The sequence below is a fragment of the Streptomyces massasporeus genome (genome assembly GCF_014648995.1).
Classification (GTDB): Bacteria; Actinomycetota; Actinomycetes; order Streptomycetales; family Streptomycetaceae; genus Streptomyces; species Streptomyces massasporeus.
The window spans coordinates 1-23,156 of record NZ_BMSE01000019.1 but is presented as its reverse complement, the minus strand read 5'-3'; the positions used below and the strand labels follow the sequence as shown (position 1 = coordinate 23,156).

Here is a 23,156-nt window from a genome sequence, read left to right as displayed (position 1 = left end):
ACCCACCCGCACCCGGCCATGACCCGCACCACCCCGCCTCTGCCCCGCTCCGCACACACCCCCACCGTGAGGCAGAATCGGGCGCGATGAGCACCTACCGCGACTTCACCGCCCCCATCGGCTCCCGCCGTGCCACCGTGCTCCGCACCGTCGGCACCCGGGAGCGCCGCTCGCACCTGACGGCCCCCCGCGTGCCCACGGTCGGCATCGACATCGGCGGTACGAAGGTGATGGCGGGTGTCGTCGACGCCGACGGCAACATCCTGGAGATGCTCCGCACGGAGACCCCGGACAAGTCCAAGAGCCCCAAGGTCGTCGAGGACACCATCGCCGAGCTGGTCCTGGACCTCTCCGACCGGCACGACGTGCACGCCGTCGGCATCGGCGCGGCCGGCTGGGTGGACGCCGACCGCAACCGCGTGCTGTTCGCCCCCCACCTGTCCTGGCGCAACGAACCGCTGCGCGACCGCCTCTCGGGCCGGCTGTCCGTCCCGGTCCTCGTGGACAACGACGCCAACACCGCCGCCTGGGCCGAGTGGCGCTTCGGCGCCGGCCGCGGCGAGGACCATCTCGTCATGATCACCCTCGGCACCGGAATCGGCGGCGCGATCCTGGAGGACGGCCAGGTCAAGCGCGGCAAGTACGGCGTCGCCGGCGAGTTCGGCCACATGCAGGTCGTGCCCGGCGGCCACCGCTGCCCGTGCGGCAACCGCGGCTGCTGGGAGCAGTACAGCTCCGGAAACGCCCTGGTCCGCGAGGCCCGCGAGCTGGCTGCCGCCGACTCTCCGGTCGCATACGGGATCATCGAGCACGTCAAGGGCAACATCGGCGACATCACCGGCCCGATGATCACCGAGCTGGCCCGCGACGGCGACGCCATGTGCATCGAACTGCTCCAGGACATCGGCCAGTGGCTCGGCGTCGGCATCGCCAACCTCGCCGCCGCCCTCGACCCCTCCTGCTTCGTGATCGGCGGCGGTGTCTCGGCCGCCGACGACCTGCTGATCGGCCCCGCCCGGGACGCCTTCAAACGACACCTCACCGGCCGCGGCTACCGCCCCGAGGCCCGCATCGTCCGGGCCCAGCTCGGCCCCGAGGCCGGCATGGTCGGCGCCGCCGACCTCGCGCGGCTGGTCGCCCGCCGCTTCCGCCGCGCCAAGCGCCGCCGCGTGGAGCGCTACGAGCGGTATGAGCGGTACACGCAGTCGCTGCGCAGTACCCAGGAGACGTCGTGACCGCCTCCCTGCCCCACCAGGGCCCCTGGCCCGACGAGCCGGACCGTCCGGCCGAGGACCGCCGCCACATGATCCGCCGCAGGTCCCTCACCCTGCTGATCATCGTGCTGCTCATCGGCGTCCCGGCCGGCTACCTCGTGATCTCCGCGAACCAGAGCCGCGACAGCGGCAAGGACAAGGAGGCGAAGTACTCGGCGACCGGCCTGACCGAGGGCTGGCCCTCCAAGCTCCAGCGCCGGATCTACCAGGTGCCCGTCCCGCACCCGGCCTGGCACGTGGCGTACTACGAGACCAACAACTGGAAGACCAGCCGCCTCTACACCCAGTTCGAGACCAACGCGGCCGGTCTGGACGCCTACCTGACCGGCCTGGGCGTGACCCGCAAGGACCTGAAGCAGGGCCACATCACCATCGGCGCCCGCGACCGGAAGATCACCGGCTGGAAGTTCGCCACGAACGACTCCTGGTACGGCTTCGTCCACCGGCAGAAGAACCCGGCACCCACCCACGACGTGGTCGTGGACCTGTCCAACCCGGCGTACCCCTGGGTGTACGTCGTGGGCCGGACCGTGCCCTAGGGGGCGTGACGCCGCGGAGATCCGTCGGAAGCCTCCGGGCCCGCCGCCGGGGCCGATTGTCAGACCCCGCCCGTAGAGTCGGAGACAACTGATCCGACACGCGGGGCGGGAGGTGGCAGGACGTATGCGAGAGGCGGCTCAGGTGGCCGAGCGGGCGGGGGACGCGATGGTCCCGGTCCGGCTCCCCGCCGTCTTCCTGCCCGCGCCCCTCCCACGCGAGGGCCGCATCGCCTTCTGGGACCCCGAGGGCGAGCCCCTGCCCCCAGGGGACGCGGAAGGCACCGCGGACGCCGGGGACACCGAGCTGACCGTCGTACGACGGCACGGCGCCGCCGGAGTCCGGCGGCGCACCACCCGCGCGCTGACCCTCCCGCTCGACGCGGCCCTGCCGCTCCTCGTCCGCGCCCGGCACGACCCCGCGGCCCACCCCGCCACGGCCTGCTGGGGCGCAGCCGCCCTCCACGCCCTGCGGCTGACCGCCCGCGGCCGGCTGCTGCCCGGCCTCACCGCCACGGGCCACGACGCCTGGCGGGCCGGCCCCCTCGACCCGGACGACATCGCGCACCTGCGCGCGGTGGCCGCCGCCCTGCCCCACGAGGGCCACGCCGTGCCGCTGCCCGGCCCCGGCCCGATCCTGCTGCCCGAACCGGAAGCCCTGGTGCGCGCCTTCCTCGACGCGGTCGCCGACACCCTGCCGCGCACCCCGGCCGCGCCCCACACCTCCGGCAGGCCCTTCGCGGCCCGCGAGGCCCAGCACCTGCCCACCGCCCACGACTGGGCCGCCGAGGTCGCCGCCGGCATGGACGCCGGCGTACGGATCTCGCTCCGCCTGGACCTGTCGGCGTACGACCTGTTCGACGACGCCGCCGGCGGTGCCCGCAGCGCCGGAGCCGCGATCGTCCAGGTGCACAGCCTCGCCGACCCCACCCTCGTCGCCGACGCGGCGGCCCTGTGGGCGGGCGCCGCTGCCGACGCCTTCGGGCCCCGCGCGCGCGTGGACGCCGCCCTCGCCGTGCGCCGCGCCGCCCGCGTCTGGCCCCCGCTCGACCGGCTCGCCGACCAGGACGTGCCCGACGTGCTGGCCCTGACCGAGGACGAGCTGAGCGACCTGCTCGGCGTCGCGGCGACCCGGCTCGCCGCCGCCGGGGTCGCCGTGCACTGGCCGCGGGACCTCGCCCAGGACCTGTCCGCCGCGGCGGTGGTCCGTCCGGCCCCCGGCTCGGCGACCGACGGCACCGGCTTCTTCGAGAGCGAGGACCTCCTCCAGTTCCGCTGGCAGCTGGCGCTCGGCGGCGACCCGCTCACCGACACCGAGATGGACGCTCTTGCCGAGGCGCACCGCCCGGTCGTCCGGCTGCGCGACCAGTGGGTGCTGGTCGACCCGGCGCTCGTCCGCAAGGCCCGCAAACGGGACCTGGGCCTGCTCGACCCGGTCGACGCGCTGTCCGTCGCCCTCACCGGCACGGCCGACGTCGACGGCGAGACGGTCGAGGCCGTCCCCGTCGGTGCGCTGGCCGCCCTGCGCGATCGCCTGACCGCGGGGATCCGCCCGGCCGAACCGCCCCCGGGCCTGCGGGCCACCCTCCGGGACTACCAGCTCCGGGGCCTGGCCTGGCTCGACCTGATGACCTCCCTCGGCCTCGGCGGCTGCCTCGCCGACGACATGGGCCTCGGCAAGACCGTCACCCTGATCGCCCTGCACCTGAAGCGGGCCCGCCGCGAACCGACCCTGGTCGTCTGCCCGGCCTCCCTGCTGGGCAACTGGCAGCGGGAGATCACCCGCTTCGCCCCCGGCGTCCCCGTCCGCCGCTTCCACGGCCCCGACCGCAGCCTCGACGACCTGGACGGCGGCTTCGTCCTCACCACCTACGGCACCATGCGCTCGGCGGCCCCCGCCCTGGCCGACCGCACCTGGGGCATGGTCGTCGCCGACGAGGCGCAGCACGTCAAGAACCCCTACTCGGCCACCGCCAAGGCGCTGCGCACGATCCCGGCCCCCGCGCGCGTGGCCCTGACCGGCACGCCCGTCGAGAACAACCTCTCGGAGCTGTGGGCGCTGCTCGACTGGACCACCCCGGGCCTGCTCGGCCCGCTGAAGTCCTTCCGCGCCCGGCACGCGCGCGCCGTGGAGAACGGCGAGGACGAGGAGGCGGTGGAGCGCCTGGCCCGGCTGGTCCGGCCCTTCCTGCTGCGCCGCAAGAAGTCCGACCCGGGCATCGTGCCCGAGCTGCCGCCCAAGACCGAGACCGATCATCCGGTGCCGCTCACCCGCGAACAGGCCGCGCTGTACGAGGCGGTCGTCCGCGAGTCGATGCTCGCCATCGAGACGGCCGAGGGCATGCCCCGCCGGGGCCTGGTGCTGAAGCTCCTCACCTCGCTGAAGCAGATCTGCAACCACCCCGCGCTGTTCCTCAGGGAGGAGCACACCCCGGGCGCCGGCGACCGGCTCGCCGCCCGCTCCGGGAAGCTCGCCCTGCTGGACGAGCTGCTGGACACCCTGCTGGCCGAGGACGGGTCCGCCCTCGTCTTCACCCAGTACGTCGGGATGGCCCGCCTGATCACCTCCCACCTGGCCACCCGCGCCGTCCCGGTCGACCTCCTCCACGGCGGCACGCCCGTCCCCGAGCGGGAGCGCATGGTGGACCGCTTCCAGGCCGGTTCGACGCCGGTCCTGGTGCTGTCGCTCAAGGCGGCCGGCACCGGCCTCAACCTCACCCGGGCGGGCCATGTCGTGCACTTCGACCGCTGGTGGAACCCGGCCGTGGAGGAGCAGGCCACCGACCGCGCCTACCGCATCGGCCAGACCCAGCCGGTGCAGGTGCACCGCCTCATCACGGAGGGCACCATCGAGGACCGCATCGCCGAGATGCTCCAGTCCAAGCGCGCCCTCGCCGACGCGATCCTCGGCTCCGGCGAGTCCTCCCTCACGGAACTGACGGACCGCGAGCTGACCGACCTGGTGTCCCTGCGGAGGTCGTCATGACACCCGGCGAGGACCGCCGCGCACCCGTCCCCGGGGAGGACTCGACGAGCGCCCGCCCGGCCGACGAGGCCCGCCGTGCGCTGCGCGAGGCCCGCGAGCGGGCCGCTGTGGCCCAGGACTCCGCCCCGGCACCGGCTGCCCGTCCGGAGCCGTCCCCGACCGGGGGAGCCGCCGCCGAGGAGGCCCCCGGTCCGGCCGACGCGGCCCGCGAGGCGCTGCGGAGGGCTGTGTCCGAGCAGCGGGGGAGCGGACGGGGGGACACCGATGCGGTCGAGTCCGCCGACTCCTTCGAAGGCGCCGATGCGCCAGGGGATGCCGGTGCGCCCCCGGTCACCCGTGCCCCCGATGCCGCCGGGGCTTCCGAGGGCGGCGGTGGGCAGGAGGGCACGACTGCCACCGGTATGGACAGCGGGTCGGAGGGCGCGGGCGGGTCCCACATCGCGGGTGCGTCGCACCTCGCCGTCGCGCCCCACATCACCGGCAGGCCACACATTGCCGGTGAACCCGAGGACACATCGGCGGCCGTGAAGCCGCAGCCGCGGGAATCCGGCGACCTGCGGACGAGCCCGGAGGAGGCCACCCCGGCCGATGCGCCGCCCGCGCGCTCTGCCGACCGGGCGGACACCGAGCCCCGTGCCGCGGACGTGGCGCGCGTGGCGCTGCGGGCGGCTCGGGACGAAGCGCGGCGGACCCGGGAGGCGACCGAACGGGAAGGCGCCCGCCGCAGGCGCCGGGCCCGGCAGAGCGCCGTCGACGACAGGGCGGCGGCTGTGCGGCGGGCGGGCGCGGACACCCCCGCCAGCGGCGCGCGTGACGTACGGCAACTGCTGTCCGACGCCTTCCGGATGCCGAGCCTGTCGGACGTGACCGCGGACGACCAGGAGCGAACGAGCGGGCAGGAGGCCCGGTCCGCTCGCATGACCGACCTGCCGCACGGCCCCGCCGCGCCGAGCCCGGAAACGCCGCACAGCGGGCACGACCTGGCCGCAACGAGCCCGGACGGGCCGGACAGCACAGGGCGCCCGGGGCCCCGGCCCGAGACCCCGCACACCCCGACCGCCGGGACCAGCGACCCGGACACCCGGGATCCGGCCCCCGCCCCGCACGGCAACGGCCGGGCCGACCACGATCCGGCCCTCACCCGGCACGACGACGCCCCGCGCAAGGACGCCCCACCCACGGACACCCCGCCCATGGACGCCCCACCCATGGACGCCCCACCGACGGACACCCCGCCCATGGACGCCCCGCCCATGGACGCCCCGCCCATGGACGCCCCACCCATGGACGCCCCGCCCATGGACGCCCCACCGACGGACACCCCGCCCATGGACGCCCCACCCATGGACGCCCCACCCATGGACGCCCCACCCATGGACGCCCCACCCACCGACGCCCCGCTCGCCGACACTCCGCCCACCGACACCGCCCCGGCGAAGCCTGCCCCGGCCTCGGTCGCGACCCCACTCCGCACCACCTCCACATCCACCCACAGCCGACCCCGCCACCCCGCACCTGCGAGCTCCCCGGCCCTCGATCCCGCCCCGCCCACGACCTCCGCGTCCCACGCCCCCCGGTCGGCCCGGTCCCCCCGCTCCATGGCCGCCCCGTCCCGCGACAGCGAACTCCGCCGCACCTTCCCGCCCCTCCCACCCCGGGACGGCGACCGCTTCGCCGAGAGCTGGTGGGGAAACGCCTGGGTCGGGGCGCTGGAGCAGGGCGCGCTGGACGTGAAGCGGCTGGAGCGCGGGCGGGGATACGCGGGGCAGGGGCATGTCGACGCCATCACCGTGACGCCCGGCCTCGTGCTGGCCTACGTCCAGGGCAGCCGCCCCCGCCCGTACCGTGTCCAGGTGCGCTTGCGCACGCTCGACGACACCGACTGGGACCGCTTCCTGGACGCCGCCGCCGACCGCCCGGGGCACATCGCGGCGCTGCTCGACAAGGAGATGCCCCAGTCGCTCGCGGAGTGCGGCGTTCCGCTGCTGCCCGGCCCCGGTGACCTGGAGCCCCGGTGCAGCTGCCCCGACCGCGGCCACCCCTGCAAGCACGCGGCCGCCCTCTGCTACCAGACCGCCCGGCTGCTCGACGCCGACCCCTTCGTCCTGCTCCTGCTGCGCGGCCGGGGCGAGCGGGACCTGCTCGACGCGCTGTCGCGGCTGAACGCCACCCGCGCGGCGCGCGCCGCGCAGGACAGGGGCCCGGCGCCCCTGCCCGGCGTGCGGGCCGCGGAGGTGCTCGCCTCGCGCGCCCTCACGCCCCTCCCCGCTCCACTGCCTCCGCCCGCCCACCCCGAGCAGCCCCCGGCCTACCCGGCGGCCCCCGGCGGCCTGGACCCCTTCGCGCTGGACCAGCTGGCCACGGACGCCGCCGCCCGCGCCCACACCCTGCTGGTCACCGGCCGTGACCCGGTGGGACAGCTGACCTTCTGGCAGGACGCGGTCCGCCTGGCCGCCGCCCGGCCCGGGGCGGGACTCACCGCCGGCACCCGGGCGCTGTACGCGTCCCTCGCCACCGCGGCGGGCCGTACCCCGTCCGAGCTGGCCCGCGCGGTCGCCGCCTGGCGCCAGGGCGGACCGGAGGGCCTCGCCGTACTGGAGGAGCCGTGGGACCCGCCGGCCGGGCGGTTCGACCGGGCCCGCCCCCTCCTGCTCGCCGCCGACCTGCCCGCCTTCCGGCCCCGGCGCAACCACCTCACCCACCCCCAGGGCCACGTCCAGCTCCGCCTCGGCCGCGACGGCCTCTGGTACGCGTACGAGTCCGAGCCGGGCCACGACGACTGGTGGCCCAGAGGCACCCCCGACCTGGACCCGGTCGGCGCCCTCACCGGCCTCGGACTGCCGGGCGACCTCTGACGGAGCCCCCGGGCGCACCTCGGAGCATATGCGTGAAGGCGGTGTGAGAGTTCCCCGGTGAAATCCGGGAGCCGGGGATCTCTGCGCGGATCCGTGAGACGACGGAACCCCGCGGGAGGCAGGGCGGGGCTGGCGCCAGAAAAGTTTCGTGTCAGTGACCATTGAAGCTCCGCCGTGGCTGCGACCACCGACTGGACCCGGAGTTTGAGTGCCCCGTCACCGTGGTGAGGGGGTCGTGCTCATGCGCAACTCTCGCAGGAGCCGTAGGTGCGCCAGGCAGGGAAGATCGGAAGCGGGCAGAGCTACGCCTTCCTGCATGAGGCAGCCGTTCAGGTCGGCGCGCAGCAGCTCCGCGTCCACCTGGGGCCGATGAAGACGAGTTCCTGCGCATAAGGGCTGGCGGGTGTCACGAGCAGAGGAAGGCTCGAAGCGAGCCACCGAACCGGCCTGCGGCCACAGTCCCGTCACCCAGGGCCGGCTGGCGAGGGTGAAGAAGCCCTTGGACCTGAGGACCTGCCTGTAGGCGCTGCTGCCCGGGGTCTCCGTCACCAACGTCCAACCGGCCGGGGTGGAATGGCCTTCCGGAGCAAAGGACGGTCGCTGAGACGGCGTACTGAACGAAGTTTCCAAGGAGGGCGTGAACACCGTGTCGCCGGGCACAAGGGCTATTGCACCGAGGTCCTGGCATTCGGAGCTGGTCGGGATCTACCCACCAAGGGACGAACTCAGGCCCTTGTGAAGCTCATACGCACACGCGCCTGAGCCGGAATTGACGATGGGGTTTAAAATGATCATTCTTGGGCTTATTCTGCTGATCATCGGCCTGCTTGTCGGCATGGGTCTGCTGACGACGATCGGTGGCATCCTCATTCTGGTTGGCGCCATCCTGTGGATCCTGGGTGCGACCGGTCGCGCGGTCGGTGGACGCAAGCACTTCTTCTAAAGTCAGGGCGCCTCACCAACTCTCTGCGACGAGCGACGTGTCCATGACTCCCTCCGCATCGGAAAGTCCACACCGTGAGGAGCTTCTGGACCACTCGAGGCCGGGACGAGGTGAGAGCCCGGCCAGAGAGACAGTTGGGAACCCCGTGGGCGGAGCCATGCGCCGACTCCGCCCTGTCTCCTTGGCGATGAGTTTGCCCTGAGCCGGGCCCTGCCCGCCGGTCGTCGAGCGCAGAGCCTGGCTGCGGGGTGAGGCGGATGCTGCCGCTTCAATACAGGAAGCGACGGGCGTGCTGCATCGGTGCCCAGAGTGCCCACCCGATCAAGCTGAACCCCGTGCAGGAGCGCCTGGGGCGCAGGGTGGAACGGGCTCCGGACCACGGTGCGCTCGGGCCCGTCCAGGAGGAGCGTGTTGTGCACGACGCCGATGCCGCTCTGCACGCGTCGGGGGTGTGCCCCGGGAAAGCATCCCAGGAGACGGTTGCGGTGAGCTAGCCGACATCGGCCCAGGCGTTCAACGCAATGGTGCCGTAGCGGAGTTCGGCTCCTTGTTCGTGGTGCGGACCGCCTCGGCGCGGAACTGGCGCGGGTCACCGGGGGAGTTTCAACACGGCGAGGACGGGGGCGAAGTGCTCCGTGGTCAGAGCTGGTCCGGGTTCCGCCGGGGCGAGACCTGTGATCAGCACGCGGCCTGCTCCGAGCCGTTCGGCGTCGTCGCCGTACGTGTCGAGGGCGTGGGCGGCCCCGGTCGTCGCTGCCGGGGTAGCGCGGGGAGCGGGCGGGTGCGTCGGCCAGCGCGGTTCGCAGGTGGGCCAGGAAGCGGTCCTTCTGCACCCAGTCGGCATTGACGACGACCGCCTGGCTCGCTACGCAGTTGTAGCCGTTGTGGTGCAGCTTCTGGGTGGCGATGTGCTCGGCCTGGTAGCGCAGGTCCGCCTCGGACCAGCCGCCCGGCAGCACGATCGTGGGGGAGACCCCGCCCAGTTCGCTGGTGGCCGGCTTGTCGAGCAGCGGTGTACCCGCCTTCTTGCGGCCGGCGCCCTCGCATCGGTGGCCGTCGCCACTGGCAGGACGGGATCGCTGTCCCGCACGACCACTTCCACGCCGGCGCCGGTGACGCGCCGTTCCATCAGCACGGGGCCAGGGGCGTACCTGCGGGCGTTGGTGACGAGCTCGCTGACCACCAGTTGGGTCAGGTCCATTGCGCGAGCGGACACCGGCAGGCCGTGCTCCGCCTGGACACGGGTGAGGAAGTCCACCGCCCGGTGGCGTGCCTCAGCGATCACGTGCCCGTCACCGTCCAGCGCGACGGTGTCCTGTATCTGAGGGGCGTCCGGCACCACGGTGCCCTCACCCTTGGGGACTGATTCTGCCGGGTCCACCCTCGTTCCCCCTTCACGCGTCCTGCGCGTACCCGGCACTCTGCCTCACATGTCCCGTGAGAACCGGGATGGCTGAGTATCGCCGGCGCCCAGGAATCGGTGCTACGGCTCCTTGAGATCGTCGGCCTGGACAAGGTCACCGGCTGCCATCCCACCGTCGACCAGGCCCTGACCGCCTGACCCGCGCCGTTCCCGACCACCGCGTTTCTACCCGGCTTCCGCGTTTGGGGCATCCCGCCGACGTCACGAAAATTGGTAGCCGCATTCTGGAAAAACGTCTGCAGGCCCTTGGACGACGATCTGGCACTTCTGGTGACCCAGGTGCGCCGACTTCCCGAAGATGCCACTGCCGCCTGGGAGCTGGAACATCTGGTGTTCACCACAGAGCTGATCGTCAGCGAGCTGGTCACCAACGCCATCCGCTACGGCGGTGCCCCAGTGGGGCCTGCGGCTGATTCGGGATCAACGTCTGATCTGCGAGGTCTCCGATCCCAGCCAGACGCAGCCGCATCTGCGACGGGCCCGGTGGACGGATGAAGGCGGCCGCGGTCTGGTCCTGGTGGCGCAGCTGACCCCTCGCTGGGGGAGCCGCTACACGTTGCGGGCAAAACCATCTGGACCGAACAACTGTTGGAAGAAGTTCCCTGACCTGTCGGCCCGGTTGTCTCATGTGATGCGGGCGCTTCAGCCGACGGTCACCAGCACACGTCGCACCGTCGGACTGCCCGGCCACTCGGTCGGAGTAGTACACGAAGATGTCCCGTCGGCATACGCGGGAGTGCGAACGGTTCGTCAAGCACTCCGAGAGCCTGATCACCCGGGCGGCCATCACCCTCATGACCAGGCGCCTCACCCGCACTGAAGAGGTGGGCTCGCTCATCCGGGACTGGGAACGGCAGCCGCTGCGGCATGGTCGTCCCACAGTCTCGCAGCTGCGTTTCCTGGGCGGCAGCGGCTTTTCCCCAGCCGTCGCGCCGCGTGCCGGTCGGCAACTCTTCCTGAGACGTTGAACTCCGGGTGAATTAATATCTGTTCCCGAGGGATCAGATTTTGGGGGGCCGTGCGGCGGGAGTTTTTGCCGCGAGGAGCGGCGTGGAATTATCCAACGCACAAGGGTCGTTCCGGCGTGCTACTGTCGTTCTCAGTTGCAGTTGTGGTTCCCAAAGCTTCAAGTGCCCCCACCAGGCTTCTGCCGGTCGGAGCGCTTTTGTATTTCCGGTCATTTCCGGGCGGGGTAATCATTGCGGCGACACGGCGTCCGCGTGGTGCGGATGCCGATGCACTGCCCCAAAGGAGATATGACATGGCTGCTGGTACCGTGAAGTGGTTCAACGCGGAAAAGGGCTTCGGCTTCATCGAGCAGGACGGTGGCGGCGCCGACGTGTTCGCCCACTACTCGAACATTGCCGCGCAGGGCTTCCGTGAGCTGCTCGAGGGCCAGAAGGTGACCTTCGATATCGCGCAGGGCCAGAAGGGCCCGACGGCCGAGAACATCGTTCCGGCCTGACGCTCACGCACAGACTGGAGCTGGGGCCCGCATCCTTCGGGGTGCGGGCCCCAGCTGCACGCGTATCCCGCAGAGGTTTCACCCGCGGGACGACCCGGAGGAATCCGCAGTACCACCGTGAGCGGTTCCTCCCTCAGGACGCAGGCGCATCCTGAAGCGCTGCACCGCAGCCGGCCCCGGATCGCAAGGCCCCGATCGCGCCACCCATTTCAGCACCTGTGCCCACGGATGTTTTCGCCGGCCAGATCTGCTTTCTTTTGCCACCGGTCCATACTTGTAATTCTCCGTGCCGTTCATGGGAATTCCTTGATATGTGCCACATCGAGGAAGGTTCCGCATGAACCGCGCGTACACGAATGACCGCCCCGCCCGCACCCGTGACGGCCGTGCCGACGCCGGAAGGGGTGGCAGCGGCTACGGCTCGCAGGCGCCGCGCCGTACCGGCGCCCCCGTCCGCTCCGGCGGTTACGGCCGTCGGCCCGCCGCAGCGCAGGGTGAGTTCGCGCTGCCCAGGACGATCACCCCCGCGCTGCCCGCCGTCGAGGGCTTCGCCGATCTCGACATGCCCGAGCAGCTCCTGGCCGAACTCGGACGGCAGGGTGTGACCGTACCGTTCCCGATCCAGGGAGCGACGCTGCCGAACTCCCTGGCGGGCCGTGACGTGCTGGGTCGCGGGCGCACCGGTTCCGGCAAGACCCTCGCGTTCGGCCTCGCCCTGCTCGCCCGCACCGCTGGACAGCGTGCCGAGCCCCGTCAGCCCCTGGGGCTGATCCTCGTACCCACGCGTGAGCTGGCGCAGCAGGTGACCGACGCGCTGACCCCGTACGCCCGCTCCGTGCGGCTGCGGCTGGCCACGGTGGTGGGCGGCATGTCGATCGGCAGGCAGACCAGTGCGCTGCGCGGCGGAGCCGAGGTCGTCGTCGCGACCCCGGGGCGGCTCAAGGACCTCATCGACCGTGGCGACTGCAGGCTGAACCACGTGGGCATCACGGTGCTGGACGAGGCCGACCAGATGGCCGACATGGGTTTCATGCCGCAGGTCACCGCGCTGCTCGACCAAGTGCGTCCGGAGGGGCAGCGGATGCTGTTCTCCGCCACGTTGGACCGTAACGTCGACCTGCTGGTGCGCCGCTATCTGACCGACCCCGTCGTGCATTCGGTCGACCCGTCGGCAGGTGCGGTCACGACGATGGAGCACCACGTCCTGCACGTCCACGGCGCCGACAAGCACGCCGCCACGACCGAGATCGCCGCCCGCGACGGCCGCGTGATCATGTTCCTGGACACCAAGCACGCCGTCGACCGGCTGACCCAGGACCTGCTCAACAGCGGGGTACGGGCCGCCGCGCTGCACGGTGGCAAGTCGCAGCCGCAGCGCACCCGCACGCTGGAGCAGTTCAAGACGGGGCACGTCACTGTGCTGGTGGCGACCAACGTCGCGGCGCGCGGCATCCACGTCGACAACCTCGACCTGGTCGTCAACGTCGATCCGCCGACCGACCACAAGGACTACCTCCACCGCGGCGGCCGTACCGCCCGCGCCGGCGAGTCCGGCAGCGTCGTCACCCTGGTCACGCCGAACCAGCGCCGAGGCATGGTCCGCCTCATGTCGGACGCCGGAATCCGGCCGCAGACCACCCAGATCCGCTCGGGCGACGAGGCCCTGAGCCGGATCACCGGCGCCCAGGTCCCGTCCGGCATCCCGGTCGTCATCACCGCACCGGTGGTCGAACGCCCCAAGCGCAGCACCATCTCCCGAGGCCGACGCCGCCCCGCCTCGGCGACCAGGCGCACCCCCGTACGCCAGCCCGGCTTCGGCGCGGCGGCCTAGAACTCTCGTGATCAGGAAGCGTACCCATCTCTGCAGGAGGCACCTTGTGACGCTGGTTCAGACACAGCCCCGCCCGGCGGACGCCGACTCCGTGCACAGGCCGGCGGTGGAGGTCATGGACGCGGCCGGACCGCAGGTCTGTGACGACATGAGCGTCGAGGTGGCGCTGGCCGTCATGGCCGCGGCCCGCACGGTCCGACTCGTCGTCTGTGACCAGGACGGCCAGTGCACCGGCCTGGTCACCCGGACCGAACTCGCCGCCGTCCGAGACAGCTCCGACTACACGGACCGTGTCCGCCTGCGCGACATCCTCGGCGACCACGGCTCGTTCGCCTCACCCGTGACCACGATGGCCGAAGCCGAGCACGCGATGCGCACCCGTCGGCTCGGTGTCCTGCCTATGGTCGACGAGCAAGGCAGCGCCCGGGGCATCCTCGCCCTTTCCCGCTGAAACACCTCGCTCCTGGCCGGACCGTTCTTTCCTTCTCTCTGTGAGGCCACATGCGCTGCGTCATCGCCCGCTTCCCCTTCGAGCTCACCAAGAGCGGCGTGCTGGAATCGATGAAGGGCATCAAACCCGAACCGGTCACCGGCGAATCGGTGATCATCGGCCGCCGCCACTACCCCGTCAAGCAGGTCGGCCAGGTCATCACCCGCCAGGACCGTCGTGACTTCAGCGCCGCCGAAGTCCTGCGGGCCATGGCTCAGCTCGGCTTCACCTGCCGCGCCGTCCCCGAGGCAGCGCCCCTGGGCATTCTCAGCCCGATGCAGCACGCCTCCGCGATGCTCGGCACCCCTCTCGCGGTCTGACCCGGTAAACAGACACGAGCCGACACCTGACCAGCAGTGTGGGCCCGACCGGTACACCGGTCGGGCCCACACTGCGTGCAGCGGGTTCCCGTCGCCGTCGCTCAGTGGTCGGAACAGCTGAAGGCGCCCACGGTCCAGGCGCTGGCGTCCTCGATCGCAACCCGGTACATCCCGCCCGTCTCCGGGGTTCCCACCGTGTCCTGGAGGATCCGGGCGACATGGAAGTGCAGATGCGTCGGCTGCTCGTCATCCTTCGCGGGGGCGTCGAAGACGGCGGCGAACGCGCCCGAGCGGGCGGATTCCCTCAGCACATCCGACACCCTCTACCTCCACACCGCTTCGGCAGCCAACCGACCGGTGATGACAGCGCCACCGATGGCCGCGCATCTGGTTGCTCTGGCCAGACTCCACCAGGGCGGCACGTCAACCAGCAATTCGTCAGGCGGCGCGAGGCGGGCCATATTCGCCGGCCATCCGGCTGCTTGAGCGGTGACGCTACCGAGCAAGGAAGGCGCTCACGGTTGCCGCCGGAGGCCCGGCGGGTGACCGCCGTGGCGTGGGCGAGGCGGGTGACCATGGGCCAGCCGAAGCCCCCGGTGCCGCCGTTCAGGTCTGGGGTGCGCATGCGCGGCACATGCCGGTTGGGATCGTGAACGGCAACCTCGATGGTGTTGGGGTGCGCAGTCAGTTCCAGTGTGCAGCGGCCCCCACCGTGGCGCAGGGCATGGGTGACGAGCTCGGACACGAGCAGGACCACGGTGTCCGCCACGTCGGGGGCAACGGCCGGCTGCTGCAAACCTTCGAGGAAGGCTCGTGTCGTGTCGTGTCGCGTGCGTCGGCAATGGCAGTTGTGGAACGCACGGCTGCGGCGCTGGCAGTCACCGTGATCATCAGGGTCACCCTGGTTTCTGAACAGTCCATGCCTCTGCCCGTGCCTACCCAGCCCCTGTGCCCCACCCCTCCACCCGCCAACCCCGCAGAGCCACAGTGCTTGCCTGAAGGGGACGGAGGAGCGCAGTCGATGCATGGCGGCACCTGCTGCCGTGAGCCCGTGTCTCAGCAGCCCGCGGTCTGCTCGAGTCAGGGGCCGTGCCGGTTCGCCACGAGCTGTTCGATCACCCCGGGATCGTCGAGGGCGGCGCGGGGCCTCCTGCCACGCTCGTCAGCGGCCGACCTGCGGGGGCGTCACGGCTGGAATCTCCGTCCCGGCCGGTGGAGTGGCCCACGAGACGCAGTGTTGGCCGGTGCCCGCCGACGGTAGCCGCAGCGCAGTCGGCGACGTCACGATCAGCCCGACGTGCTACGCGGCTAGGGTCCCTGCGCGCCGGACTGAGCCCCGAAGCTGCCTGAACCATCCATGGACTGGTCGAGTCAGACTGGTCGGGACGGACTACCTCATCTTCGAGCACGCGGAAATCTATGCCAGCCGGAGTAGACATTCGTCGGCGGTGTGGCTATGGTTTCTCTCGTAGCCGAGATCGAGCAAGGCCCGGCAGAGATGAACTGCCGAGCAGTAGTACGCAGTTGCAGTTGGCAGGACGGTGCGGTGGTGGAGTTCCGAAGCCAGAGCAGGTTGCAGGATGGCGACGGGACTGACGGCCGGGCCGGGTGGCCCGCAGTGATCAGGGGTCGCCATGAGCAGTACCGCAGTGGCAGTACCAGTAAGAAGGTTCGCAGTACACAGCAGTGAAGTCAGTGAGCAGTACCTCGGTGAAGGCGTCGGCTGCGGGCGCGCGCACCGGGAGGTTCGGCAGTGGGGTTCCAAGCCGTAGCAGACGCAGGACGGGCGACGGGGCTGGCTGCCGAAGGGTGGCGCTGTTTTTCGAGGCCACCAGCAGTTTGGGGTACCAGTAGTTCGCAGTTTCCGTTAGTGAGTAGTTGCTCAAGAGGGAAGAACGGAGGAGCTGAGCGCCATCAGGATCGCCCGGGTGGAAGTCTTGGACCCGGGTACCGCAGGACATCGATAGTGAGGTGGTCTCCGGTCAGGCAACAGCGATCCACGCGCCCCCGACATCTCGGTCGGGTCTGCGGAAACAGAGGGCCGGTGCAGTATCAGGGCCGGCAGATGGTGTAGTAGTTCCTTCGGGGCCCTGGTGCCAGTACGGCGTCAGGGCCCCTCCACGCGTTCCACAGAGAGGTGCGATGACAGCAGACGACACGTTCGGCCGTCTCGACGACGACGATTACCCCGCCTACACCATGGGCCGGGCCGCCGAGATGCTCGGCACCACACAGGGCTTCCTCCGCGCCATCGGCGAAGCCCGCCTCATCACCCCACTCCGCTCCGCAGGCGGCCACCGCCGCTACTCCCGCTATCAACTGCGCATCGCCGCCCGCGCCCGGGAACTCGTCGACCACGGGACCCCCATCGAGGCCGCCTGCCGGATCGTCATCCTCGAAGACCAGCTCGAGGAAGCCCAGCGCATCAACGCCGAATATCGCCGCGCCGCCGAATCAGCGAACCCGACGGCAGCAGCGTGAGATGAGCGTGTCCGTCAGCCTCGGCGGGCACCGCGCGCACGGTCTCGGTGTGTGGCCTGATCATTTCCTGTGGTGACGCGGTGTGTGGGCGTGTAGCGTCTGCGTCAGCTGTCGTGGTTCGGATTTCCCTCTTGCCCACGCCTATGGTGTGGGCGTTTTGCTGTGCTGTGCCGCAGGGACCAGGGCGATCACCTCCGTCTGCCACAAGGAGTGGGAGGCGTTCATCGACTGGAAGGCATGAGACATGGCTACGGGAACTGTGAAGTGGTTCAACGCGGAGAAGGGCTTCGGTTTCATCGCGCAGGACGGCGGCGGCCCGGATGTCTTCGCGCACTACTCCGCGATCAACTCCACCGGCTTTCGTGAGCTCCAGGAGGGCCAGGCCGTGACGTTCGACGTCACCCAGGGCCAGAAGGGTCCGCAGGCCGAGAACATCAACGTGGCCTGACCTCGCAGACCTGCCCGAGAGGTCGCGCACGCCGCGTCCAGGTGGCCGCCGCCCCTGCGGGCCCTGCCACCCACCCGGACGAAGGCGCCTGCTCTCGTGCCGGGCCGGCAGGATCATGGGCCGCGCAGCAATGGCTGCGCGGCCCATGATCTGTGTAAGGGCCCCAGACCGGTGCGACTTCGGCCCGGAACCTCCCCACCTCAGTCGCTGCAAGCGTCGTCGGGCACGGGAGCCGCATGTCCTGCCCGGCTGCCGTGCAGCTCGAACCGGAGTCGACGCTCAGACGCTCGTCCAGGCGTCCAGGAAGGCTTTCCGTCCAGCCGGGCGGTCCGACCTGCGGTCTGCGTGCAGGACGCGCCAGGCGGTGAGCTCGAGATCTTGGAGCCACAGTTCTCCGATGACCTGTGTCGTGAGGTCGGGCAGATGGTCGGACTCGACGAGGGCTTGACCGATCACCTCCCCGGCCGCGACGCGCTGGGGCGCGGTCATCTCATCGACGGCCGAGAGGATCTGCCGGGCCAGGGCGGTTCCTTCTCCTGCCAGGGAACGCAGCACCGGAGCCTTGATGTTGACGGGCAGCAGGTACGCGGTGCCCGACGACCTCCACAGGTCCGACCAGAAGCGTTCTCCTGCCTTGGTGGGGGGCAGGCAGCGCGGCCAGCAGCCCGAGGAGATGGCCGGTGGCCGCATAGCCATCGGAGTGGGCGGCTGCGACCACCGCAATCCCGGCGACGCGCTCCACGTCGAGCTGGTCGGCTTCGAGATGCGGATCCAGGTCCAGTTGGTGATCCAACTGGTCTGCGAGGGCAGTGGATACGTGGGGGCGGACCTCAGGAAGCATCGGCGATGCGCGTAGGCGAGCGGAGATGCCCGTTCGGAAGCCCTGATCGTTCCCATGACCAGCCGTCCTACTCGGCTTCGGCAAGCCCAATCGGCGGCAGTGTCAAGGGGACTGGAGTTCACACGGCGGCGAACCACCCCGGGCCCGGCGACGTCGCTGTGGACCGACCTCCCGTCATGTGTCCGGGCGAGGTTTCCTAGCATGACCGCATGATTGCCAGCGACACCCAGGAGCCCGGGGGAGGACGAGAAGCTGTGTCCCGCGACGCCGCTGAAGTCGAATGTGGTCACGTCGCGTCAGCGCGTGGAGAGCGCCGTGCAGACGGGCTGCCCGACCCATCACAGGGCCATGCGGGGGAGGGAGCTCACTCGGTTGCTGCTCTGGTGGAGCGGGTGTCTGACCTGGCCGAGCCGATCAAGCCGAGGTTGCGTGGCTGGCTCCATGCCGGAATGGTCCCCGCCGCACTGATCGCAGGCATCGTGCTCATCTGCCTGGCCCCTACTCCGCAGGCGGTCGTGGCCTGCGCCGTGTATGCGGCCACCGCCTGGCTGCTGTTCGCGACCAGTGCCATCTACCACCGCGGCACCTGGGGATCGCTCGGCGAGGCTCTTCTGCGACGCCTCGACCACGCCAACATCTTCCTGATCATCGCCGGCACCTGCACCCCCCTGGCAGTGCTCCTCCTCCCGCCGGATCAGCGGTCCGTGCTGCTGTGGATCGTCTGGACGGGAGCGCTGGCCGGCATCGCGTTCCGGGTCCTGTGGGTCGGAGCCCCGCGCTGGCTGTACACCCCGTGCTACCTGGCCCTGGGGTGGGCACCGGTCAGCTACCTGCCCGACTTCCTGCACACCGGCGGAGCAGCCGTAGTCGTCCTCATCGTGGCCGGCGGTCTCCTCTACAGCGCGGGCGCGGTCGTCTACGCCCTCCAGCGGCCCGACCCCGCACCCCGCTGGTTCGGCTTCCACGAGGTCTTCCACGCGCTGACCGTGCTGGCCTTCACCGCGCACTACACCGCCATCTCCCTCGCCACCTACTGACCCCGCGACAGTGTTCCGGTCCGCCGCTCATCGCCCACGTCGCCGCGTGCTGGACCGCGACGGCCGGGCGGTCGCCGACGCAATCGCCCCGCGCATGAAAGCCGTCCGCCGTCCGGCCTGCAAGTCGGCTGCTCTCCAGGGGGTGATGCTCCGTAGGAGGTAAGGGGGGAGCGGGGAGGAAGACGATGTGGAGTCAGCAGCCACCCCGGTCTCCTGGGGTGGCTGCTGACTCCCGTGCCCGACCTCGATGCCCGCGGGCCGCGACCGGAACCGGGCGCCGTGCTGCCGGGCCGTGGTTCAGGCGTCGATGATGACGGGGATGACGAGGGGCTTGCGGCGGTGGGTGCGGAACGCCCAGTTCGCCACGGCGCGGGCGAGGAGTTGTTCGAGCTGGCGGGCGTCCCCGACGCCTTCCTCGGCCGCGGTGGCCAGGGTCTTCTCGATGACGGGGACGACCGGCTCGAAGGTGGCGTCGTCGTGGACGAAGCCACGGGCCAGGAAGTCGGGGGCCTCGGCGAGGGCGCCGGTGTCCGCGTCGACGATCGCCACCACCGTGACCACGCCTTCGGCGGCGAGGGTGAGGCGGTCCTTGAGGGACGCTTCGGTGGCGCCGCCGACTTCCATGCCGTCCACGTAGACGTTGCCGGCGGGGACCTTGCCGGTGATGGACGCGCGTCCGTCGACGAGGTCGACGACGACGCCGTCCTCGGCGATGACGACCCGGTCGGGGGCGACGCCGGTACGGATGGCGAGGTCGCCGTTGGCCCGCAGGTGGCGCCATTCGCCATGCACGGGCATGACATTGCGGGGTTTGACGATGTTGTAGCAGTAGACGAGTTCGCCGGCGCTGGCGTGCCCGGAGACGTGCACCTTGGCGTTGCCCTTGTGGACCACGTGGGCGCCCCACCGGGTGAGTCCGTTGATCACCCGGTAGATGGCGTTCTCGTTGCCGGGGATGAGGGAGCTGGCGAGCAGGACGGTGTCGCCCTTGCCGATGCGGATCATGTGGTCGCGGTTGGCCATCCGTGACAGCGCGGCCATCGGTTCGCCCTGGGAGCCGGTGCACACCAGGGTGACTTTGTGGTCGGGGAGCTTCTCCAGCTCCTTGGTGCTCACGACCAGACCGGAGGGGACCTTCAGATAGCCCAGGTCACGGGCGATGCCCATGTTGCGGACCATCGACCGGCCGACGAAGGCGACCTTGCGTCCGTGCTCGTGGGCGGCGTCCAGGACCTGCTGGATGCGGTGCACATGGCTGGCGAAGCTGGAGACGATGACCCGGCGCGGCGCGGTGCGCATCACCTGCTCGATCGCCGGGTTCAGCTCACGCTCGGAGGTGGTGAAGCCGGGGACCTCGGCGTTCGTGGAGTCGGTGAGGAACAGGTCCACACCCTCCTCGCCGAGGCGGGCGAAGGCGCGCAGGTCGGTGATGCGGTCGTCGAGAGGGAACTGGTCCATCTTGAAGTCGCCGGTGTGCAGCACCATCCCGGCGCCGGTGCGGATCGCGACCGCGAGGCTGTCCGGAATGGAGTGGTTGACCGCCACGAACTCGCAGTCGAAGGGGCCGAAGCCGCGCCGGTCGCCCTCCCGCACCCGCACCGTGCGCGGCCGGATGCCGTGTTCCTTGAGCTTGGCCTCGATGAAGGCGAGGGTGAGCTTGGAGCCGACGAGGGGGATGTCCCTCCGCTCCCGCAGCAGATAGGGCACGCCGCCGATGTGGTCCTCGTGGCCGTGGGTGAGCACCACGGCCACGATGTCGTCCAGCCGGTCCCGGATCGAGGTGAAGTCCGGCAGGATCACGTCCACGCCGGGCTGGGTCTCCTCGGGGAACAGCACGCCGCAGTCGACGATGAGCAGCTTGCCGGCGTACTCGAATACGGTCATGTTGCGGCCGATCTCCCCCAGGCCGCCCAGGGCGACGACCCGCAGCCCTCCCTCGGGAAGGGGCGGGGCGGCTTTCAGCTCGGGGTGCGGATGACTCATACCTCGACGGTACCCGGAGAGTGGGACGGCATGATCCATTGCCTGTGTGATCTCTTCTTCCCGACGGAGCGGGGCGTCCGCAGTGGATGCCCCGGGACGATCGGATCACGCCGACGGACGGCCCGGGCACGCACTCGCAGACGGAGTGCAGCGGCTGGCGTGGGCACCGTTGTACTCCGGTCCTCCGCGGGCCCGGTCAGCCGTCCCCGGTGGTCCGGCCCACCAGTGCGCCGTACGCCAGTCGCAGCGCGTCCGCGCCGGCCAGTGCCGCGAGCGCGCCCGTGGCGGTCCGGGTTGCCCGCGGCACCAAGCCCACACCCGGGACGGCGTCCCGTGCGCCTCGCAGTCTGAACGCCCGTCGGAGGTTGCCTCTTCGGCAACGGCGCAGCAGCGAGGTCCTCAGGGCTGGTCAGGTGCTCTGAAGGCCACCCCTTTCAATGGCGTCCAGGAGCGCAGGCAGGTCTGCGATGGTTTCCCCGCCTGCGAGGGGTACTCGCCTCCTGCGGTGCACTGCCGGTCCAGGCGGCGGACGGCGCGCCGCGCGAGGCCAGAGGCCGCCCCTGCCCACGTGGCCGCAGCGAACCGGCCTCAGGGTACGGGCGGTCAGCCGCAGGTGCGAGAAGACCGGCTCATTCCCGGTGCGCGGGCTTCGTCAGCTCTGCGTTGAACTGAGCGCCGATCAGGAGGGACAGGTTGGAGAGCCACAGCCAGACCAGGAACACCACGACGCCTGCCAGTGAACCGTACAGACGGTCATAAGTGCTGACCAGTGAGGTGTAGACGGCGAATCCGAGTGAGACGGTCAGCAGGAGCGCCACCGCCAGTGTGCCGCCGGGCGCCATCCTCCGGACAGGGCGGGAGGACGCCGGTCCTGACCGGTACAGGACGAGCACCAAGGTGACGGCTACGGCGGCCACGACCGGCCACCGCAGCGTGTCCCAGGTTGCCTGGGGCCCGGTGCCCAGACTCAGAGCCTGACCCAGACGCCGGGCCATGCCGCCGGTGAGCAACAACGCCAGGGTCGACGTCAGAAGCAGGGAGCTCAGGACGAGTGCTGTGGCGATGATGCGCGGAGCGGTACGCCAGACCGGCCGGTCCGCGCTGATCCGATGCATGGAATACAACGCCCGGCGGAAGACGCTCAGATAGCTGCATCCCGACCACAGGGCTCCCGCCCCTCCGACGAAGATCAGCGTCCATGCCGTCGTCGGCTGGGCGACCATCTGCCGCAGGGTGCTGCGCAGCAGAGCGCGGGACTCGGCCGGGGCCGCCTGCGTCATGCGGTCGATGACCTCCGGCTTGGCCGTGGGCATGGTCAGACCCAGGATCGAGAGGATCACCAGCAGCAACGGGAACAGGGCCAGAACCGCATAGTAGGTCAGCGCAGCGGCCCAGTCCGTGACGTCGTCGTTCCAGACGGCCACCGGCGTCCGGCGCGACGCCACCCACCACCGAGCCGTGTGACCGTCTGCATCATCCATGACGCGGATGCTCTCACTCTTCGTCCTGGGGCCACCATCCAGCACTGGGGGGCGGCAGGACCCGGCACGCGTGCCGGGTTACCCGACGTGCTTGGGAAGGCGGGACGGTCACGGGGCCACGGTCCCTTGGCACCGCGCGGTCAAACGGAGCGTGGAGATTCTCCTGTCCCTGTGCGCGAGGTGTCTCTATGACCGGCGCGGCGCAGCGTTCAGTATTGTTCGGTCTCCACGAAACCCCCGTCCGAGTCGTCGTCCGCACCGAGTGCGGCGGCGGTCGGGTTGAATCCGGGCGGGCTGTCCTTGAGGCCCAGGCCCAGGCCGGCCAGTTTCGCCTTGACCTCGTCGATGGACTTCGCGCCGAAGTTGCGGATGTCCATGAGGTCGGCCTCGGAGCGCGCGAGGAGCTCGCCGACGGAGTGGACGCCTTCACGCTTGAGGCAGTTGTACGACCGGACGGTGAGCTCCAGCTCCTCGATCGGCAGCGCCAGATCGGCGGCCAGGGCGGCGTCCGTGGGGGACGGGCCCATGTCGATGCCCTCGGCGTCGATGTTCAGCTCGCGGGCGAGACCGAACAGCTCGACCAGGGTCTTGCCGGCGGACGCCATGGCGTCACGCGGGCGCATGGCCTGCTTGGTCTCGACGTCGACGATCAGCTTGTCGAAGTCGGTCCGCTGCTCGACACGCGTGGCCTCGACCTTGTAGGTGACCTTGAGAACCGGCGAGTAGATCGAGTCGACCGGGATGCGCCCGATCTCCTGACCG

Annotated in this window: 19 protein-coding genes and 4 pseudogenes; 14 read left to right on the top strand and 9 right to left on the bottom strand. The window is 70.9% G+C overall.

The window, feature by feature from the left end:
- Positions 1-86: 86 nt before the first annotated feature.
- From IE153_RS32040 to IE153_RS32025, 4 genes are all read left to right on the top strand, one after another.
- Positions 87-1,235 carry an ROK family glucokinase gene (locus IE153_RS32040; protein ID WP_097221728.1) on the top strand — a complete coding sequence of 383 codons (1,149 nt, stop codon included), beginning with the start codon at positions 87-89 and terminating at the stop codon, positions 1,233-1,235.
- Positions 1,232-1,813, top strand: coding sequence for a sugar kinase (locus IE153_RS32035; RefSeq protein WP_189593237.1), 582 nt, complete (start codon positions 1,232-1,234; stop codon positions 1,811-1,813). The genes IE153_RS32040 and IE153_RS32035 overlap by 4 nt, the downstream gene beginning before the upstream one ends.
- A 124-nt stretch (positions 1,814-1,937) precedes the next feature.
- On the top strand, positions 1,938-4,796 hold the full coding sequence (locus IE153_RS32030; protein WP_189593236.1) for an SCO1167/SCO6262 family helicase: 2,859 nt from the start codon (positions 1,938-1,940) through the stop codon (positions 4,794-4,796).
- Between the two features lie 917 nt (positions 4,797-5,713).
- Positions 5,714-7,651 (top strand): SWIM zinc finger family protein, encoded by a 1,938-nt coding sequence (locus IE153_RS32025; RefSeq protein ID WP_438817965.1) that lies wholly within the window; start codon positions 5,714-5,716, stop codon positions 7,649-7,651.
- Positions 7,652-7,867: 216 nt separating this feature from the next.
- Here the strand turns inward: IE153_RS32025 and IE153_RS42030 are convergent, their stop codons facing one another.
- The gene (locus IE153_RS42030) at positions 7,868-8,119 is read right to left on the bottom strand and encodes a hypothetical protein (protein WP_229829283.1); all 252 of its coding nucleotides are present in this window, start codon (positions 8,117-8,119) and stop codon (positions 7,868-7,870) included.
- A 319-nt stretch (positions 8,120-8,438) separates the two neighbouring features.
- Between IE153_RS42030 and IE153_RS32015 the strand changes: the two genes are divergently transcribed.
- Positions 8,439-8,594: a hypothetical protein gene (locus IE153_RS32015; RefSeq protein WP_010059700.1), complete on the top strand. Its 156-nt coding sequence runs from the start codon at positions 8,439-8,441 to the stop codon at positions 8,592-8,594.
- A gap of 2 nt (positions 8,595-8,596) precedes the next feature.
- Here the strand turns inward: IE153_RS32015 and IE153_RS32010 are convergent, their stop codons facing one another.
- Both IE153_RS32010 and IE153_RS42940 read right to left on the bottom strand, forming a co-directional pair.
- The gene (locus IE153_RS32010; RefSeq protein ID WP_438817964.1) at positions 8,597-9,604 is read right to left on the bottom strand and encodes an aldehyde dehydrogenase family protein; all 1,008 of its coding nucleotides are present in this window, start codon (positions 9,602-9,604) and stop codon (positions 8,597-8,599) included.
- 35 nt (positions 9,605-9,639) lie between these two features.
- Positions 9,640-9,933 (bottom strand): annotated as a pseudogene (locus IE153_RS42940) (ATP-binding protein); the annotation flags it as partial.
- A gap of 336 nt (positions 9,934-10,269) precedes the next feature.
- Here IE153_RS42940 and IE153_RS42020 point away from each other — a divergent pair.
- From IE153_RS42020 to IE153_RS31990, 5 genes and pseudogenes are all read left to right on the top strand, one after another.
- A pseudogene (locus tag IE153_RS42020) lies at positions 10,270-10,623 on the top strand (ATP-binding protein); the annotation flags it as partial.
- 655 nt (positions 10,624-11,278) lie between these two features.
- Positions 11,279-11,482, top strand: coding sequence for a cold-shock protein (locus IE153_RS32005; RefSeq protein ID WP_023586116.1), 204 nt, complete (start codon positions 11,279-11,281; stop codon positions 11,480-11,482).
- A 337-nt stretch (positions 11,483-11,819) separates the two neighbouring features.
- A complete protein-coding gene (locus tag IE153_RS32000; RefSeq protein ID WP_189593235.1) occupies positions 11,820-13,313 on the top strand; it encodes a DEAD/DEAH box helicase in 1,494 nt (497 codons plus the stop codon).
- Between the two features lie 46 nt (positions 13,314-13,359).
- Positions 13,360-13,764, top strand: coding sequence for a CBS domain-containing protein (locus IE153_RS31995; protein WP_189593234.1), 405 nt, complete (start codon positions 13,360-13,362; stop codon positions 13,762-13,764).
- A gap of 50 nt (positions 13,765-13,814) precedes the next feature.
- Entirely contained in the window at positions 13,815-14,123 is a 309-nt protein-coding gene (locus tag IE153_RS31990; RefSeq protein ID WP_189593233.1) for an SCO5918 family protein, read from the top strand.
- A 101-nt stretch (positions 14,124-14,224) separates the two neighbouring features.
- Here the strand turns inward: IE153_RS31990 and IE153_RS31985 are convergent.
- Positions 14,225-14,584 (bottom strand): annotated as a pseudogene (locus IE153_RS31985) (hypothetical protein).
- A 119-nt stretch (positions 14,585-14,703) separates the two neighbouring features.
- Positions 14,704-15,150 (bottom strand): annotated as a pseudogene (locus tag IE153_RS31980) (ATP-binding protein); the annotation flags it as partial.
- Between the two features lie 1,115 nt (positions 15,151-16,265).
- On the opposite strand from IE153_RS31980, the gene IE153_RS31975 reads away from it, so the two are divergent.
- A complete protein-coding gene (locus tag IE153_RS31975) occupies positions 16,266-16,604 on the top strand; it encodes a MerR family transcriptional regulator (protein WP_189593232.1) in 339 nt (112 codons plus the stop codon).
- A gap of 244 nt (positions 16,605-16,848) precedes the next feature.
- The gene (locus tag IE153_RS31970; RefSeq protein WP_031104458.1) at positions 16,849-17,052 is read left to right on the top strand and encodes a cold-shock protein; all 204 of its coding nucleotides are present in this window, start codon (positions 16,849-16,851) and stop codon (positions 17,050-17,052) included.
- Between the two features lie 279 nt (positions 17,053-17,331).
- Here the strand turns inward: IE153_RS31970 and IE153_RS31965 are convergent, their stop codons facing one another.
- A complete protein-coding gene (locus tag IE153_RS31965) occupies positions 17,332-17,742 on the bottom strand; it encodes a hypothetical protein (protein WP_229829276.1) in 411 nt (136 codons plus the stop codon).
- Here IE153_RS31965 and IE153_RS42010 point away from each other — a divergent pair.
- Both IE153_RS42010 and trhA read left to right on the top strand, forming a co-directional pair.
- Positions 17,726-17,908 (top strand): hypothetical protein, encoded by a 183-nt coding sequence (locus IE153_RS42010; RefSeq protein ID WP_229829275.1) that lies wholly within the window; start codon positions 17,726-17,728, stop codon positions 17,906-17,908. The genes IE153_RS31965 and IE153_RS42010 overlap by 17 nt on opposite strands.
- 194 nt (positions 17,909-18,102) lie before the next feature.
- On the top strand, positions 18,103-18,930 hold the full coding sequence (trhA, locus tag IE153_RS31960) for a PAQR family membrane homeostasis protein TrhA (RefSeq protein WP_189593231.1): 828 nt from the start codon (positions 18,103-18,105) through the stop codon (positions 18,928-18,930).
- 297 nt (positions 18,931-19,227) lie between these two features.
- Here trhA and IE153_RS31955 read toward each other — a convergent pair whose 3' ends face one another.
- The 3 genes from IE153_RS31955 to IE153_RS31945 all read right to left on the bottom strand — a co-directional run.
- Entirely contained in the window at positions 19,228-20,913 is a 1,686-nt protein-coding gene (locus tag IE153_RS31955; protein WP_189593230.1) for a ribonuclease J, read from the bottom strand.
- 629 nt (positions 20,914-21,542) lie between these two features.
- Positions 21,543-22,394 carry a YihY/virulence factor BrkB family protein gene (locus IE153_RS31950; RefSeq protein WP_189593229.1) on the bottom strand — a complete coding sequence of 284 codons (852 nt, stop codon included), beginning with the start codon at positions 22,392-22,394 and terminating at the stop codon, positions 21,543-21,545.
- Between the two features lie 209 nt (positions 22,395-22,603).
- A partial coding sequence (locus tag IE153_RS31945) for a DNA-directed RNA polymerase subunit alpha C-terminal domain-containing protein (protein WP_308432220.1) occupies positions 22,604-23,156 on the bottom strand: 553 nt, incomplete at its 5' end.